Annotated in this window: 19 protein-coding genes; 5 read left to right on the top strand and 14 right to left on the bottom strand. The window is 69.5% G+C overall.

The window, feature by feature from the left end; translation table 11 throughout:
* Window positions 1–39: 39 nt before the first annotated feature.
* From ACFUJ1_RS20470 to ACFUJ1_RS20445, 6 genes are read right to left on the bottom strand one after another with little or no spacing between them, the layout of a single operon-like run.
* Window positions 40–546 (bottom strand): MSMEG_6728 family protein, encoded by a 507-nt coding sequence (locus ACFUJ1_RS20470; RefSeq protein ID WP_378647840.1) that lies wholly within the window; start codon window positions 544–546, stop codon window positions 40–42.
* Between the two features lie 56 nt (window positions 547–602).
* The gene (locus tag ACFUJ1_RS20465; RefSeq protein WP_378647754.1) at window positions 603–941 is read right to left on the bottom strand and encodes a type II toxin-antitoxin system HicB family antitoxin; all 339 of its coding nucleotides are present in this window, start codon (window positions 939–941) and stop codon (window positions 603–605) included.
* Between the two features lies 1 nt (window position 942).
* The gene (locus ACFUJ1_RS20460; protein ID WP_378647752.1) at window positions 943–1,209 is read right to left on the bottom strand and encodes a toxin HicA; all 267 of its coding nucleotides are present in this window, start codon (window positions 1,207–1,209) and stop codon (window positions 943–945) included.
* 39 nt (window positions 1,210–1,248) lie between these two features.
* Window positions 1,249–2,232 carry an isopenicillin N synthase family dioxygenase gene (locus tag ACFUJ1_RS20455; protein ID WP_378647750.1) on the bottom strand — a complete coding sequence of 328 codons (984 nt, stop codon included), beginning with the start codon at window positions 2,230–2,232 and terminating at the stop codon, window positions 1,249–1,251.
* 60 nt (window positions 2,233–2,292) lie between these two features.
* A complete protein-coding gene (locus ACFUJ1_RS20450; RefSeq protein WP_378647748.1) occupies window positions 2,293–2,763 on the bottom strand; it encodes a nitroreductase family deazaflavin-dependent oxidoreductase in 471 nt (156 codons plus the stop codon).
* An 11-nt stretch (window positions 2,764–2,774) separates the two neighbouring features.
* The gene (locus tag ACFUJ1_RS20445; RefSeq protein WP_378647746.1) at window positions 2,775–3,353 is read right to left on the bottom strand and encodes a TetR/AcrR family transcriptional regulator; all 579 of its coding nucleotides are present in this window, start codon (window positions 3,351–3,353) and stop codon (window positions 2,775–2,777) included.
* An 87-nt stretch (window positions 3,354–3,440) separates the two neighbouring features.
* On the opposite strand from ACFUJ1_RS20445, the gene ACFUJ1_RS20440 reads away from it, so the two are divergent.
* Window positions 3,441–4,097, top strand: a complete 657-nt coding sequence (locus ACFUJ1_RS20440; RefSeq protein WP_378647744.1) for a class I SAM-dependent methyltransferase — start codon at window positions 3,441–3,443, stop codon at window positions 4,095–4,097.
* Window positions 4,094–4,249, top strand: a complete 156-nt coding sequence (locus ACFUJ1_RS20435) for a hypothetical protein (RefSeq protein WP_378647742.1) — start codon at window positions 4,094–4,096, stop codon at window positions 4,247–4,249. The genes ACFUJ1_RS20440 and ACFUJ1_RS20435 overlap by 4 nt, the downstream gene beginning before the upstream one ends.
* Before the next feature lie 21 nt (window positions 4,250–4,270).
* Here the strand turns inward: ACFUJ1_RS20435 and ACFUJ1_RS20430 are convergent, their stop codons facing one another.
* Window positions 4,271–5,425 carry an FAD-dependent monooxygenase gene (locus tag ACFUJ1_RS20430; protein WP_378647740.1) on the bottom strand — a complete coding sequence of 385 codons (1,155 nt, stop codon included), beginning with the start codon at window positions 5,423–5,425 and terminating at the stop codon, window positions 4,271–4,273.
* A gap of 124 nt (window positions 5,426–5,549) precedes the next feature.
* Here ACFUJ1_RS20430 and ACFUJ1_RS20425 point away from each other — a divergent pair, with 124 nt between their 5' ends.
* From ACFUJ1_RS20425 to ACFUJ1_RS20415, 3 genes are all read left to right on the top strand, one after another.
* Entirely contained in the window at window positions 5,550–5,864 is a 315-nt protein-coding gene (locus ACFUJ1_RS20425) for a hypothetical protein (RefSeq protein ID WP_378647738.1), read from the top strand.
* A 2-nt stretch (window positions 5,865–5,866) separates the two neighbouring features.
* The gene (locus ACFUJ1_RS20420; protein ID WP_378647736.1) at window positions 5,867–7,120 is read left to right on the top strand and encodes a DUF6973 domain-containing protein; all 1,254 of its coding nucleotides are present in this window, start codon (window positions 5,867–5,869) and stop codon (window positions 7,118–7,120) included.
* A gap of 221 nt (window positions 7,121–7,341) precedes the next feature.
* Window positions 7,342–7,902, top strand: a complete 561-nt coding sequence (locus ACFUJ1_RS20415) for a hypothetical protein (protein WP_378647734.1) — start codon at window positions 7,342–7,344, stop codon at window positions 7,900–7,902.
* Between the two features lie 93 nt (window positions 7,903–7,995).
* Here ACFUJ1_RS20415 and ACFUJ1_RS20410 read toward each other — a convergent pair whose 3' ends face one another.
* From ACFUJ1_RS20410 to ACFUJ1_RS20380, 7 genes are all read right to left on the bottom strand, one after another.
* Entirely contained in the window at window positions 7,996–8,325 is a 330-nt protein-coding gene (locus tag ACFUJ1_RS20410) for a hypothetical protein (RefSeq protein WP_378647732.1), read from the bottom strand.
* Between the two features lie 65 nt (window positions 8,326–8,390).
* Complete coding sequence (locus tag ACFUJ1_RS20405) at window positions 8,391–9,422, bottom strand: prenyltransferase (RefSeq protein WP_378647730.1); 1,032 nt, start codon at window positions 9,420–9,422, stop codon at window positions 8,391–8,393.
* Window positions 9,409–10,140 carry a class I SAM-dependent methyltransferase gene (locus ACFUJ1_RS20400; protein WP_378647728.1) on the bottom strand — a complete coding sequence of 244 codons (732 nt, stop codon included), beginning with the start codon at window positions 10,138–10,140 and terminating at the stop codon, window positions 9,409–9,411. The genes ACFUJ1_RS20405 and ACFUJ1_RS20400 overlap by 14 nt, the downstream gene beginning before the upstream one ends.
* Entirely contained in the window at window positions 10,127–11,392 is a 1,266-nt protein-coding gene (locus ACFUJ1_RS20395) for a glycosyltransferase family 4 protein (protein WP_378647726.1), read from the bottom strand. The genes ACFUJ1_RS20400 and ACFUJ1_RS20395 overlap by 14 nt, the downstream gene beginning before the upstream one ends.
* Window positions 11,392–12,258 carry an LLM class F420-dependent oxidoreductase gene (locus ACFUJ1_RS20390; protein ID WP_378647724.1) on the bottom strand — a complete coding sequence of 289 codons (867 nt, stop codon included), beginning with the start codon at window positions 12,256–12,258 and terminating at the stop codon, window positions 11,392–11,394. Before ACFUJ1_RS20390 ends, ACFUJ1_RS20395 begins: the two co-directional genes overlap by 1 nt.
* Window positions 12,259–12,341: 83 nt before the next feature.
* Window positions 12,342–13,811: an FAD-dependent oxidoreductase gene (locus tag ACFUJ1_RS20385; RefSeq protein WP_378647722.1), complete on the bottom strand. Its 1,470-nt coding sequence runs from the start codon at window positions 13,809–13,811 to the stop codon at window positions 12,342–12,344.
* Window positions 13,808–14,134 carry a carboxymuconolactone decarboxylase family protein gene (locus tag ACFUJ1_RS20380; RefSeq protein WP_233021024.1) on the bottom strand — a complete coding sequence of 109 codons (327 nt, stop codon included), beginning with the start codon at window positions 14,132–14,134 and terminating at the stop codon, window positions 13,808–13,810. The genes ACFUJ1_RS20385 and ACFUJ1_RS20380 overlap by 4 nt, the downstream gene beginning before the upstream one ends.
* Window positions 14,135–14,163: the final 29 nt, after the last annotated feature.

Here is a 14,163-nt window from a genome sequence, read left to right as displayed (position 1 = left end):
TCGCCCTGCGGCCCCGTCTTGCGCGGGGCCGCAGGGCGATCACGGCTTCGCTCGGGTGGCGGGCGTACTCACCGCCACCCGGCGCGGGCGGTCCGACCCCGGCCATACGTACGGCAGGTCGTCCGGCACCTCCGGGAAGTGCACCCGGTAGAACTCCGGATCCTTGTGCACCAGCGCCGCCTGATGGCTCCGATGAAACGCCTCGTCGCCGAGCCACGGCGGCAACTCACCCGCGCGTTCCAGCTCCGCCTGCGTACGCGGCCCGACGATCCCCGTGCCCTCGGCGAGATCCTTCACCATCGTCGCCGCACAACTGTCCGCGTGCCCCAGCTCCACCCACGCTGCGCAGACATCCAGCCCGTACCGGACCAGCGCCTCTTCGTACCCCGCCCACATGGCCGCCGCCGGATGATGCCGCCACCCGTACCCAGGCACCGTCAGCGCCCGCACCACCTGAATCCCCTCCACCCGCTGCTTCCCCAGCCGCTTCACATCCAACACGCGAGCGGTGGCCGTGAAGTCGGGATAGGGCAGGAAAGTCTGCACCACCAGCACCTACCCGTTCCCGCCACCCTCACTCGCCTCGGGCCACGGGGCGCCGGTCAGCTCGCTGCCAACCGCTGCCCGGCCAGCTGATTGAGCGACACGTTCATCTCGGTCGCCTCGCGCACCAGACGCGCGTGCAGCTCCGCCGAGACGCGAACCATGAACTTCCCGCTGTATTTCCGCTCCGCCAGCGGCTGGGGAACCGGTTCACCGTTCTCGGCGAGGTCGGCTACGGTGTCCAGCACCACGTCGCGGATCCCGGCGAGTGCCTCCTCCTGAGTGGCGGCGAGCCAGGAGAGCGAGGGCAGCTCCGCGCACAGACCCACGAACTCGGCGTCTTCGGCAGACCACAGCACGCGGTAGGCGTAGTGGGTGTGGTCGGGCAGGTCAGCCATGTCAGTCACCGTCTTCCGATCCCAGCCGCAGCAGTCGGTCTATCGCCGCGACAGCTTGTTTCACCTGGTAGACCTTGGCGCCACCAACCGGGCCCCGTTGGATATTGACGCGCGGATCGCCCGGCCACGGCATCCGGAACACGGCGTGGCTGGTTCCCTTCCGCCGCGGCGCCCCGAAGTACGCGCAGCACACGAGGTAGAGCTCCGAATAGCTGATGTTGGTGGGTGACTCCCGCATGCGTACGAGAACCTTCTCGGCCTTAGCCACTATCGATAGTATCACCGGCGATACTATGCCGGTGAAGCCTCACGTACGCGTCCGGGCCTGGCTCGACCCGATTCCATGGTGCCGGAGCGCCACGTCCGGATGCGCACGAGTCCGCGACTTCCAAGCGTTCGCCCCGTACGTGTCGAAGATCGGATTCTCCGGATCGGCCTCGACTCCGCGGGAGCGCGCGGCGAGCGCCGGCGGCAGGGTGATCACCGGAATCCGCGCGTCGAGGGCGGGGTTCAGGAAGTACGGGATGGAGATGCGGTCGGTTCCGGGGGCGGGCGCGAGCACCCGGTGGCGGGTGGCGCGCAGAAACCCGCCGGTGGCTACTTCGAGCAGCTCACCGATATTGACGATGAAGGCGCCGGGCAGCGGTTCGGCGTCGATCCAGCGCCCGTCCACACCCTCGACCTGCAGCCCGCGCGAGCCGGGCTCCACGAGCAGCAGGGTAAGGACCCCGGAGTCCTTGTGCGCACCCACGCCCTGCGGGTTCTCCGCGCTCCCCGGGTAGCGAACCACCTTGATCAACGTGGCCGGATCGCGGGCGAAGGCGGCGTCGAAGTGCGATTCGGCAGCGCCGAGCGACACCGACCAGTGCCGCAGCAACCGCAACCCGACCGCGGAGAGCAGCGCATCCCACCGCTCGAACGCGGGCCGGAAGGCGGGCAGCGCGGACGGCCACAGGTTCGGCCCCTGCAACCGCAGGTACCCCTCGGCGCCGGGGATCACCGGCCGCTCGGGGCCGATATCGACCTGCTCCCGCCAATCCACCGCACCGTTGGTGAGTTCACCGCCGAGCCGCGAGTACCCGCGGAACTGCGGGCTCTCCAACTGGCTGATCTCGGCCTTCGCCGCAGCGGGCAGCGCGAAGAACTCGCGCGCGAGCGCGAGGATCCCGCTGATCTCGGCGTCCGGCACCCCGTGCCCGACCAGGTAGAAGAACCCCGCCGAGTGCGCGGCCTCGCGCAGCGCGGGGCGGAGCGTAGCCGGGTCGGCGGCGAGATCCAGCACGGGCAGCATCACTCCACCGTGCCGCGTGCCCGCACCTCCGGCAAACCCCTCGGCTCGGCTCGAGCGAAATCAGGCCGGGCTGAGCAGCATGACCGGAATCCGCCGCTGCGTCCACGACTGATACGTATCGAAATCCGCGTACGCCTCGACCAGCCGTGGCCACAGCCGCTCCCGCTCGGCATCGTCGGCCGCGCGCGCGACGACGGCCCTGTGCTCGCCGCCGATCTGCACGTGCGCCTGCGGGTGCGCGAGCAGGTTCAGGTACCACTGCGGATGGTCCGCCTTGCCGCCCTGCGAACCGACCACGACGATGTCGGCGCCGTCGGTGATGTAGAGCAGCGGCGCGGTGAAGGTCTTCCCGGAGCGCCGCCCGGTGTGCTCGAGCAGCAGCGTCGGCACCGGCTTGCGGAAGCCTGCCCCGACCCGCCAGCTGCCGCCGACCTTGCCGTTGGTGCGGCGGTAGATCCAGGTATTGGCCCGCGATCCGTACTTCATGATCGTCCCGACCAGGGCGGAGTCGAGCAGGCGGGGCTTGTCCATGGACGTCCTTCTCAGCGCAGGATGAGCTTGGCGGAGCGCTCGATGCGCTCGGCGATCTCGGAATACGATTCGTACCCCATCCCGGCGCGCACCAGGGCACCGGCATAGAGCAGCTCCAGCGATTCCACGATCCCGGTGTCCGCGTTCGGGGCGAGCGCGCCGGTGAGCCGATTCCGGATCTCGACGCCGATGCGGAGCCGCAGATGCTGCACGTCCGGATCGCGCCCGAGTAGCGCGCTGGTGACCGCGCCGGAGAATTCCGGCTCGTCCGCGACCAGCAAGGCGATATTGCGAAGTTCGGCCAGCACCCGCACCTCGTGGTCGGCGTCGTCGCTCACCGGCGAGGGCGAACTGCGCAGGCGGCGCCAGAATATCTCCGCGACCAGGTGCTCCTTGGAGGAGAAATAGGTGTAGGCGGTCGCCGTCCCGACCCCCGCGCCTGCCGCTACCATACGGATGGTCATCCCGGCGAAACCCTCGCGCGCGAGCACCGTCATGGCCGATGTCGTGAGCTTCTCGACCGTTTCGGCTTGCTTCCCGGTGAGGCGCCTGCGGGTCGCTTCGAGGATTTTGGAATCGCCATCGGACATGTGTCTGGATGATACTCTGAACACTGGGTGGGATCAACTCGCCCGAGTGGCGTCACCGCAGGTCAACGAGTGGAGAGACAGGTCACAATGGCACCGGTCAACACCCTGGGAGTAGCAACGACCGAGGAGTTGTTCGCTTTCGCGGAGAAGGTTCCCGGCTTTCTTCCGGAACACGAGGGGCGCGCGCTCTTCGACGCCGCGAAACAATTCGCCGCGGGTGCCGTGATGGTGGAGATCGGAACCTATTGCGGAAAATCCGCAATTCTGCTCGGTGCCGCCGCGCGAGAAATCGACGCGGTGCTCTACACCATCGATCACCACCAGGGTTCGGAAGAGCACCAGCCCGGCTGGGAATACCACGACACCTCGCTGGTCGACCCCGAGACCGGCCGTTTCGACACCCTGCCGACCTTCCGCCGAGCCGTGGTCAAGGCCGGGCTCACCGACCGCGTGCTCGCGATCGTCGGCGATTCGCCCACCGTCGCCGCCACCTGGCGCACCCCCATCGCCTTCCTCTTCATCGACGGCGGGCACTCCAGCGAGGCGGCGCACCGCGACTACGAGGGGTGGGCGCCGTGGGTCGCCGATGGCGGAGTGCTGGCGATCCACGACGTCTTCCCCGACCCGGCCGACGGTGGGCGCCCGCCCTACGAGATCTACTGCCGGGCGCTGGAGAGCGGAGAGTTCCGCGAGGTCGGGCACACCGGTTCGCTGCGAGTGTTGCAGCGAGTAGCGCCGGCGTGATCACCGACCGCGGCGACGATGCCGAGTACCGTCGGCTCTGCGCCGACGGTCAGGACCTTATATCCAGGCTCAGCATGGACGACGGCGTCGAGTTCGAACCTGCCCCGCTGGCTATCGAACTGCAGGTTTCCGAGCTGCGATTTTCCCGCTGAATTCGACCGCGCCCGACCGCCCTACCGCGCGTTGGCCGGGGCGTAGTCGGGCAGTTCGATGCCGTTGATCGCGCGGTCGATCAGCTCGAAGTCCCACTCCGGCTCCGGCGGGGGCGGGATGTCCTTGCTGCGCGCGTGCAACCGGCCCATCTCCTGGTTGGCCTCGACGAACGGGCGCATCCGCGCCTCGTAGGCCGCGAACCCGGCCTTCAAGTCCCAATCGGCCGCGGCCAGCTCGCCGGCCAGCAGGTAGGCCCCGACAAGAGCGAGTCCGGTGCCCTGCCCGGACAGCGGTGACGAGCTGAACGCCGCATCCCCGAGCAGCCCGACCCGCCCGCTCGCCCAGCGCTCCATCTTCACCTGCGCGACCTGGTCCAGGTAGAAGTCCGGCGCGTCGTCCAGATGCGCGAGAATCCGCTGCGTCTCCCACCCGAACCCGGACATCCGTTCCCGCAGCAGCTGCTTCTGCGCCTCGATATCGCGGTGATCGACCTCGACACCGGGCGCGGCGAAAGCGAAGATCGCCATGGCCTGCTCGGCATCCCGGATGGGCCGCAGCCCGGCCGAGCGCCCCGGCTCCTGGTGGTCGAGCAGCCAGCGGTCCAGCCCGAACTCGTTGGGCACGCTGTAGAAGGCGAGCATGTGCCCGAGGTGGTGGACGAATCGCTCGTGCGGGCCGAAGACCAGGGCGCGCAGCGACGAGTGCAGGCCATCCGCGCCGACGACCAGTTCGAAACGCCGCCGCTCGCCGCTCTCGAAGACCACGTCGACGCCGTCGGCGTCCTGGGTGAGTTCGGTGATCCGATCTCCGAACCGATACTCGACGTCGGCGCTGGTGTCGTCGTAGAGCACGCGGGAGAGGTCACCGCGCAGGATCTCGATTTCGGAGATGTACCCGTCGCCGCCGTCGTCCTCCGCGCTGAAGGTCTCCAGCACGGTCCCGTCCGCGGCCACCGTGTGCGCGCCGGCGGTCTCGGTGCGAGCCGCGCGCACCGCCGCGTCCAACCCCATCCGTCGGATGACCTCCTTCGTTACCCCGCGCGCGTCCACGGCCTGCCCGCCGGGGCGGAGCTCCGGAGCCCGCTCTACCACGGTGACCTCGGCGCCCCACCGGTGCAGCCAATGCGCCAGCGCGGGTCCCGCGATACTCGCCCCTACGATCAGAACCCTGGTCATCCCATACCTCCTGCGCTTTCGAGCTGGTCGGAGGTAAGACGATGCTGGTTCGCCGGATTCATCGGCTCACCCCGACTGTTACGATGGCGATCGCGCTCGGGGTGCAGTGCGAACGGGGGGCCGGATGTCGCTGAAGATCGATCCTGTGACTTTGACCGACTGTGGTCGAGCAATCGCGTTTCTCGGGGACGACGTCAAGGACCCCACGCGCGTTCCGAAACTGTCCGCGAGCGATTGCATCGGATCGTTGCGCGGGTCGCCGATAGCGGTGGCGCTCGGTGACGCGGACGGAGCCGATACGCAGGTGCGGGATGTCGTGCAAAACCGATATCACTGGATCGCGCAGCTGCTGTACAAGACGGCAAAAAACTTCCACGACAGCGACATCGAACTCGCGTTGTACATGGCCGGGATGGGCGAGCTGAGCGAGGACAAGTAGCCGTGTGGTCGCCGAAGCTGGACGACTTCATCAATATCGGTGGGGGCGGACATTCCCTGGACGTCTCGGTGTTGCGGGGATTGGCGAGCCGCGCCGAGAGCGTCGAGAAAGGGCTCAGCGACTCCGCCGAGACGCTCCGCCGCCAGATTCACGACCTCGATTGGTCCGGTGCCGCTCGGGAAGCCGCCACATCGCGGGCCGACCACGAATACGACGACGTGCGCAAGCTGGCGGACGCGTACGGGCGGCTCGGGGAGCTGTCCACGGGTGCCTACAACGACATGTCCTACGCGTCGAACTTCTTGACGGCGACCGCGCTGCAGCTGATGGCGGACGGATTCACCGTCGAGCAGGACTGGACGGTGCGCGCGCCGTCGAACGGCGACGAAGCGCGCGCCGCGGCCGACACTGCGAGTTTGCAAGCCCAAGCCGGCCAGATCGGCAGCGCCATGGAGAAGTGGGCACCGCAGATCGAGGCGGTGGTCACGGAGTTGCGCGCCTTCGCGCCGAGTTCGGCCGGTACCTTTCGGACCGATCCGATCGAGATCACCGAACTGAAGAAGCGCGGCGCGGGAGCAGGCCCGGCCTCGCTGCACGAACAGTTGCTGGCGCGGTACAACGTGACGCCGGATTCGAATGGAACCGTCATGTACCCCACGGACCCGGACAGCGCGGTCGGGCAGATGCTGAGTTCGATGGGAATCGATCCGAAAGAGATCACCGCGGGCGAAGCGGAAATGCTGTCGAAACTGAACCTGCACGGCGTCGTGGCGGCCACAGCCATCGAGCAGCTGGCCTCCGACGGCGGCAAGGAGGTCTTCGCGGGTGAGATGCGCGACGGCGGTGTCGGGGACGGACACGCGGACGCATTCCGGCACGCGTACTGGAATGCCATGCTGACGAAGGAATTCGGGGCGGAGTGGACCGAAGCCTTCGCCACGGCCCACGAGCGCACCGATGACCCGGCGCGAACTCACGCCACCGCCGAGGCGATGGATCTCTTCAACAACGAGGTTGGTCGCCGGATCGCCACGGAGAATCCCACGGCTTCGAATCCCGAACTCTACGATCTCGTCAAACAGGCGGTACTCGACGGTCGGACAGTGGTGGTCGGGCCGGGGCCGGACAATCACCTGATGTACAGCAACCAGGTACCACTCGGATACACCGGGCAGACCGACAACGAGCCGCCCGCGCAGGGCGGGCGCGATCCGCAGGTCGAGCCCGGGGAACCGAAGAACGGAACGTACTGGTGACAACTCGTGCCAGATGGGTGCTTCTGCTCGTACTCGCGGTCAGTGTGTTCGCGGTTGTCCTCGGCTGTTCCACGCAGAACGAGTTCGAGCAGGATCGAGAACTGTCGACGCGGCTGAGCGAACTCTGGCACGGCGGCGGAAGTACGTCACTGCGCGCGCTCTCCGGGGACGGGTGGGATCGGGTTCACGTCTATCAGCAGGACTCGCTCGGGCGCGACCAAGTGGAGCGCGAGGTCGGGGCATCGGTCCCGATGCCGGACGACTTCGACCGGCAGGGGGCGACCGTCCTGGTGTTCCTGAAAGGTGAGGACGTGCAGCGGGCAGGGTGGGTGGACGTTCCGCTGACATCGGGGGTCTACACCTCGGAGGTGACGCTGACCGCCCCGGGATATCCGAAATACCTCGAGCTACGCGACCCGGAACCGTCCGGCTCTCGGCTGACCGCCGATCCCGAGCTGGCGGCGAAGCTGGTCGACCTCACGAAATCTCGCGGTACCGCCCTGCTGCGCGATTTGACCGGCGGCGACTGGGACCGGGTTTACATCCTCACCGCGCACACTCGCGCCCGGGTGGAGGAGTACGTGGGCTCGCCGGTCGAGATGGAACCGGTGTTCACGCCGCAGGCTCGAATCCTGGTGTTCACCAGGGGCGGTACGGTCCAGCGCGCCACTTACGTCGCCGGTTCACCACCGGAGGGCGTTTTCAGTTCCGAGGTGCTGGTCGACGGCACCAGGGGCATGCCGCTGCCCGCGATCTTCTCGGACCCCACGCCGCCCGCATAACACGCTCTCCACTGGGGAGGATGTTCGAGGTCGAGCGGAAACGTGGACTGCCGGACGCCGTCCCGACGTCGATTTCATGGGGACGGTGGACGCTTACGGGTTCGCCGACGGGACGGATTCGCGGGGGTCACCTGCAAGCCGTCGGCCGATACCACTGCGCGTGCCGCCGATGCCGTGATCACCGAAATGTCGGGCTCGCCGGTGTCGGTCAGACTGGTGCTGCTTGGCATGGTCGAGCCCGTGCGGGTGGTGAAGGCGCGCACGACGTACCGGCATCCTGATGCCGGAGAAACGGTTGTGAGTATCGACCTCGTGACCGGAGTCGGGGCATTCATCGAAACCGAGTTGAGCGCCGCCGACGGCGATGCTGCGGCCGAGCGGCACTTCCGACCATCCGGCTGTTGTATCGCGATCTGTGGTCATGGCCGCGCTCGATCCACCCGGTGCAGTCCGCCCGACCGTTCGCGGAAAGTTCTCCGGCGAGTGCGCTACGCGAGGGTGACGGGGACCGCGTCGGGGAGCAGGTCGCGGAAGACGCCGTTGGCGGGGGTGGCGCGGGAGAGGGCGTCGGCCGCCAGGACAACCGCGGCTCCGGTCCAGGTGGTGCGCTCCTCGGGCCACCGCTTGCCGTCGGCGAAGACCAGCCCGGTCCAGTAGGACCCGTCCTGCTCCCGCAGGTGCTGCATGGCGGCGAACAGCGTCCCGGCGCGCGAGTGCTCGCCCATGGCGTCCAGCGCGAGAACGAGTTCACAGGTCTCGGCGCCGGTGACCCAGGGCCGGTCGTCGACGCAGCGGATGCCGATGTTGCCGACCACGAACCGCGACCACGAGGCGTCGATGCGAGCGTGCGCCCCCGGCCCGCGCAGGGCACCGCCGAGGATCGGGTAGTACCAATCCATGGAGTAGCGATCCTTGGGCGTGCAGGCAGCAGGATCGTCGCGCAGCGCGACCCCGAGCCGGTGCCTGGCCAGCGCCCAATGCGGCTGCGGGTCGCCGAGCCGCTCGGCGAGCGCGAGCCCGCAGCCGAGGCTCTGGTACATGCTCGAATTACCGGTGACCAGCGCTTCGTCCGTGCCGAGGGTCCACGGGATCACCCCGCGCGGCAGCTGAAGCGCGACCACGAAATCGAGCCCGGCGCGCACGCTCGGCCACAGCTCGCGGGCGAAGGCGAGATCCCCGCTGCGCAGCAGGTGGTGCCAGACGCCGACCGCCAGGTAGGCGCAGAAGTTGACGTCGATATCCGCGGATTCCACGACGCCGGAGCGGAACTGCCGCGGCCAGGAGCCGTCGGCGTTCTGCGTCGACGCCGACCAGCGGTAGGCGGCCACCGCCTCGTCGTAGAGCCCGGCCACGGAGAGCGCCATGGCCGACTCCACGTGGTCCCACGGGTCGGTGTGCCCGCCGGTGAACCACGGGATGGCACCCGTCGACTCCTGCGCGGTCGCGATCGACTCCGCGGTCTTCAGGCACTGCCGCCTGCTGAACACCCCCGCGACGGAGGGAAGTTCAGAGGGCGGCACGCTGCACCGCCGGCTTGACGAAGTACAGTGCCACGCTCTTGCCGATCAGCGGGTCGAGCAGCCGCTCGGCGGTGCGGGTGACCCGGGGCGCCTTCATCATGTCCCAGACCAGCAGCTTGTGGTACGCGCGAGCCAGCGGGTGCTTGTCGTTCCGTACCCCGACCGCGCACTTGATCCACCAGTACGGCGAGTGCAGCGCGTGCACGTGGGTGTCGCGGACGAACCGCATGCCGAGCTTCGCGACCTTCTCGCGCAGCTCGGTCGCCTTGTAGATCCGGACGTGCCCGCCCTCGTTGGCGTGGTACTCGTCCGACAGCGCCCAGCAGATCCGCTCCGGCAGCCAGCGCGGCACGGTGACCACCAGCTGCCCGCCGGGGCGCAGTACCCGCACCAGCTCGGCGATGGCGGCCTCGTCGGCGGGGACGTGCTCCAGGATCTCCGAGGCGATCACCACGTCGAAGGTGTCGTCGCCGTAGGGGAGCGCCAGCGCGTCGCCCTGGACGGTCTTGGCCGAGGCGCCGGGGGGCGCCTCGCCTTCGGCGGCCATGGCGCCGAACATGGTCTCGACATTGTCGAGTTCGGGGGCGTCCTGGTCGAAGGCGATCACCTCGGCGCCGCGGCGGTAGGCCTCGAACGAGTGCCTGCCCGCGCCGCAGCCGACGTCGATGACCCGCACCCCCGGTCCGACACCGATCCGGTCGAAATCAACGGTCAGCACGCGCGCCCTCCTCCTGCTCCGAACCGGCGTGCCGCTCGATCGCGCGCCGGTACACCTCAACGGTCTGTGCGGCCACCGATTCCCAGCTGAACACCGAGACCGCGCGCTCCCGGCAAGCCAGCTGCATGCGGGCCCGGCGGGCGGGGTCGTCGAGCAGCCCGCCGATCACGGTCGCCAGCGCGGCGTGGTCGCCGGGGGTGGTCAGCTCGGCGCAGACGCCGGGCTCGCCGACCACCTCGGGCAGCGCGCCCGCCCGGCTCACCACCAGCGGGGTCCCGCTGGCCATGGCCTCGACGGCGGGCAGCGAGAACCCCTCGTACAGCGACGGGATGCAGGCGACCTCGGCGGAGGCGAGCAGCTCGGCCAGCTCCAGGTCGGTGACGCCGGAGCGCACCGTCACGATGTCGCTGAGCCCGAGCTCGGCGATCATCTTCTCGGTCGGGCCGTTCGGCTCCAGCTTGGCCACCAGGTGCAGCTCGATCGAGCGCAGCGAGCGCATCCTGGCGCAGGCGCGCAGCAGGTGCGCGACGCCCTTGAGCGGCTTGTCCGCGCTCGCCACCGCGACGATCCGGCCGGGCACCCGCGGCGCGGGGCGCGGGGCGAAGAGCTCGGTGTCGACGCCGAGCGGCACCACGTGCAGCTGCGCCGGGTCGACGCCGAAGTCGGTGGCGATATCGGTCGCCGAGGAGGAGGAGACCGTGACCAGCTCCGGAATCCGGCGCGCCACCCGCTGCTGCATGCCGAGGAAGCCGTACCAGCGGTGCACCAGCGGCTTGCGCCACCACTTCGCGGCGGCCAGGTCGACCGCGCGGTCCCTGGTGATCGGGTGGTGCACGGTGGCGACCACCGGCAGCTGCTTCGCGATGTCGAGCAGCCCGGTGCCGAGGCACTGGTTGTCGTGCACCACGTCGAAGTCGGCGAGCCGGTCGCGCAGCAGCCGGGCCGCGCGCAGGCTGAAGGTGCGCGGCTCGGGGAAGCCCGCGGTCCACATGGTGGCGACCTCGAGCACGTCGAGCCGGTCCCTGATCTCGCGCGGGTGCGGGGTGCGGAACGGGTTCTCGTCGCAGTACAGATCGAGGCTCGGCACCTCGGTCAGCCGGACCCGCGGGTCGAGCTCCTCCGGGTACGGCTGCCCGGAGAAGACCTCGACCTCGTGGCCCAGCTCGACCAGCCCGGAGCTGAGCAGCCGGACGTAGACGCCCTGCCCGCCGCAGTGCGTCTTGCTGCGGTAGGAGAGCAGGGCGACCCGCATCAGCGCCCCGCTTCGACGGCTGCGGGCAGTGCGGCGAGCTTGCCGGCCAGCCGTTCCAGGTAGGCCCTGACCTCGGGCTCCGGTTTGTCCGGCAGGCCGTAGAGCACATCGGTGACGCCTGCGGCGGCCCAGTCGGTGAGCCGGTCGGCGTCCGGCTTGAAGTCCAGCGCGACGACCCGCGGTTTGCCTTCCCGGCCCGCCTCGTCCCAGATCCGGTGCAGCAGCGCCAGCCGGTCGGTCACGTCGGTCTCGCCGGGGGTGGTGATCCAGCCGTCCGCGGACTTGGCGATCCAGCCGAAGGTCTTCTCGGTGCCCGCCGCGCCGATCAGCACCGGCACCGTGCGGGCCGGCTTGGGGTAGGCCCAGCTGGGGCCGAAGCTGACGTAGTCGCCCTGGTAGGACGCCTCCTCCTCGGTCCACAGCGCGCGCATGGCCTCCAGGTACTCGCGCAGCACCGTGCGCCGCTTGCCCGGCGGGACGCCGTGGTCGCTCAGCTCGTCGGTGTTCCAGCCGAAGCCGGCGCCGAGCACCACCCGGCCACCGGAGAGGTGGTCCAGCGTGGCGATGGTCTTGGCCAGGGTGATCGGGTCGTGCTCGACCGGCAGCGCGACCGCGGTGGCCAGCTCGATCCGCGAGGTCACCGCGGCGGCGGTGCCGAGCGCGACCCACGGGTCGAGGGTGCGCATGTAGCGATCGTCCGGCAGCGACGCGTCGCCGGTCTGCGGATGGGCGGCCTCGCGCTTCACCGGGATGTGGGTGTGCTCGGGCACGTAGAAGGAGTGGAAGCCGGTCTCCTCGGCGGCCTTGGCCGCCGCCGCGGGGGTGATACCGCGGTCACTGGTGAACAGCACGATGCCGAAACGCATTGCCTGCCTCGTCTTTCGCTCAGGTGATCAGGCGGCTTGATCTTGCACGGTAGTGCGCCGCCGGGAATCCCGCCGATTGCGGGTCAGTTCTTCGCCGCGGCGAGTCCGGCCCTCCGGCCGTAGAAACTACCGTCTCCGAGTGACGCGCCGCTGACATAACCGCCGGTACAGATGCCTGAAGTGCAGCGTCCGGCGGCGTAGAGGCCGGGGATCGGCTCCCCGGAGACATGCAGCACCCTGGCATCCAGATCGGTGCGCAGCCCGCCGAGGGTGAAGCCCGCGGTGAAGTTGCGCATGTCGAAGGCGGCCACCGCGCCGGTGAGCGGCCGCAGCCACTGCTCCTTCTTGCCGAAGAGCGGGTCGGTGCCGTCGGCGGCGTACTTGTTGTAGACCGCCACCGTGCTCTGTAGCGCCTGCTCCGGGAGCCCCATATCGGTCTCCAGCTCGGCCACCGTCTCCGCGGCCCAGGTGGGCGGCACCCGGAAGAACGGCGTCGAGGTCTCGGTGGCCAGCGCCTCCTCGTGCGCTTGCTCGTCGATCACCAGGTAGGCCTGGTTCTCCTGGTGGAACAGCGTCAGCTGCCCGATCCGGCCCGGGTAGGTGTCCTCCGGGACGTAGCGCTGGCCGCGGCCGTTCACCATGATGCCGCGCGCCATGAGCTGCGGGTCGCCGAAGAAGGCGACCTCGGTGGCGTTCAGGTGCGAGGTGGCGGCGCCGAGCGCGGCGGCCAGCTTGATGCCGATGCCGTCGTGCTCCTCGATGGCGGCGCCGGGGCGGCCGATCAGCTGCGGCGCGTAGTCGGAGATCATCTGCTCGGCGTAGGCGAAGCTGCCGGTGGCCAGCACGACCCCGCGCTCCGCGCGAACCGCGACCTCCTTGCCGTACCGCTTGGCCAGCACCCCGACCACCCGCTCGCCGTCGGTGATCAGCCGGGCCAGCCGGATGTCGTACTCGACCCGGACCCCGAGCGACTCGGCGGTCTCGGCGAGCGGCTTCATCAGCATGTAGCCGCCGCCCTTGGAGCCGGTGCGCTTGTTCGACATCTGCGGCACGTGCCCGCGCGGGGCCGGGGTGGCGATGGCGTTGAACGGCGCCGCGTTCTCGCCGCCGGAGTAGCCGAGCCCCTCGTCGTGCGGCGGCTCCCAGCCCGGCTCGCCCCAGAACGCCTCCTTGAACGGGACGCCATTGCCGACCAGCCAGTTGTAGTGCTCGACGCTGCCCCGGCTGTAGTCGCCGATCTTCGCCGTGTCCGCCCCCGGCCCGACCGCGGCGAGCAGGAACTTCTCCATGTTCTCCGGCGAGTCCTCGAAGCCGAGCGCCTGCTGCAGCGGGGTCCCGCCGCCCAGGTACACCCAGCCGCCCGCGAGCGAGGCGGCGCCGCCCCAGCCGCTGGTGCGCTCCAGGATGAGCACGTTCGCGCCCGCCCGCGCCGCCTCGATGGCGGCGCAGACGCCGGCGATGCCGTACCCGGCGATCACCACGTCCGCGGTCTCGTGCCACTCGGTGATCGACTCGGCCGCGACCGGGCGCAGCGGGGTTTCCTGCTCGCTCACTTCTTCTTCTCCTGCTGGGCGATGACCTTGCCGACCACGGAATCCAGCTTGGTGCCGAGCGGCCAGCCCGCGTAGTGACACAGGAAGAGCGCCGCGTCGCGCAGCTGCTCCGGGGTGAACTCGCCGTTGCCGAGCGCCGCGCCGATCTGGATCTCGGCAACGTCGAAGAGGTTCTGCGCGGTGAGCAGCCCGATCAGCAGCAGTCTGCGATCCCGGATGCTCAGTGCCTCGCGGGACCAGATGTCGGCGAAGAGGTGGTCGGCGGTCGCGGCGAAGTGATCGCCCGGTCCGTCCTTGAACTCCCAGCCGTAGACCTCGCTCATCTTGGCGAGGCCCTTCTCCCTGCGCCCGG

The sequence above is a fragment of the Nocardia sp. NPDC057227 genome, assembly GCF_042669725.1.
Taxonomy (GTDB): Bacteria; Actinomycetota; Actinomycetes; order Mycobacteriales; family Mycobacteriaceae; genus Nocardia; species Nocardia asteroides_A.
Note: the sequence above shows the minus strand (reverse complement) of the source record. Positions and strands in the feature narration are given on the sequence as shown.

Bases quoted from the DNA above. Each gene is read 5' to 3' on its own strand.
- ACFUJ1_RS20465 (WP_378647754.1), bottom strand. From the start codon at position 941: ATGGCTGACCTGCCCGACCACACCCACTACGCCTACCGCGTGCTGTGG.
- ACFUJ1_RS20440 (WP_378647744.1), top strand. From the start codon at position 3,441: ATGGCACCGGTCAACACCCTGGGAGTAGCAACGACCGAGGAGTTGTTC.
- ACFUJ1_RS20395 (WP_378647726.1), bottom strand. From the start codon at position 11,392: ATGCGGGTCGCCCTGCTCTCCTACCGCAGCAAGACGCACTGCGGCGGG.
- ACFUJ1_RS20410 (WP_378647732.1), bottom strand. From the start codon at position 8,325: ATGACCACAGATCGCGATACAACAGCCGGATGGTCGGAAGTGCCGCTC.
- ACFUJ1_RS20445 (WP_378647746.1), bottom strand. From the start codon at position 3,353: ATGTCCGATGGCGATTCCAAAATCCTCGAAGCGACCCGCAGGCGCCTC.
- ACFUJ1_RS20380 (WP_233021024.1), bottom strand. From the start codon at position 14,134: ATGAGCGAGGTCTACGGCTGGGAGTTCAAGGACGGACCGGGCGATCAC.
- ACFUJ1_RS20455 (WP_378647750.1), bottom strand. From the start codon at position 2,232: ATGCTGCCCGTGCTGGATCTCGCCGCCGACCCGGCTACGCTCCGCCCC.
- ACFUJ1_RS20425 (WP_378647738.1), top strand. From the start codon at position 5,550: ATGTCGCTGAAGATCGATCCTGTGACTTTGACCGACTGTGGTCGAGCA.
- ACFUJ1_RS20450 (WP_378647748.1), bottom strand. From the start codon at position 2,763: ATGGACAAGCCCCGCCTGCTCGACTCCGCCCTGGTCGGGACGATCATG.
- ACFUJ1_RS20390 (WP_378647724.1), bottom strand. From the start codon at position 12,258: ATGCGTTTCGGCATCGTGCTGTTCACCAGTGACCGCGGTATCACCCCC.
- ACFUJ1_RS20430 (WP_378647740.1), bottom strand. From the start codon at position 5,425: ATGACCAGGGTTCTGATCGTAGGGGCGAGTATCGCGGGACCCGCGCTG.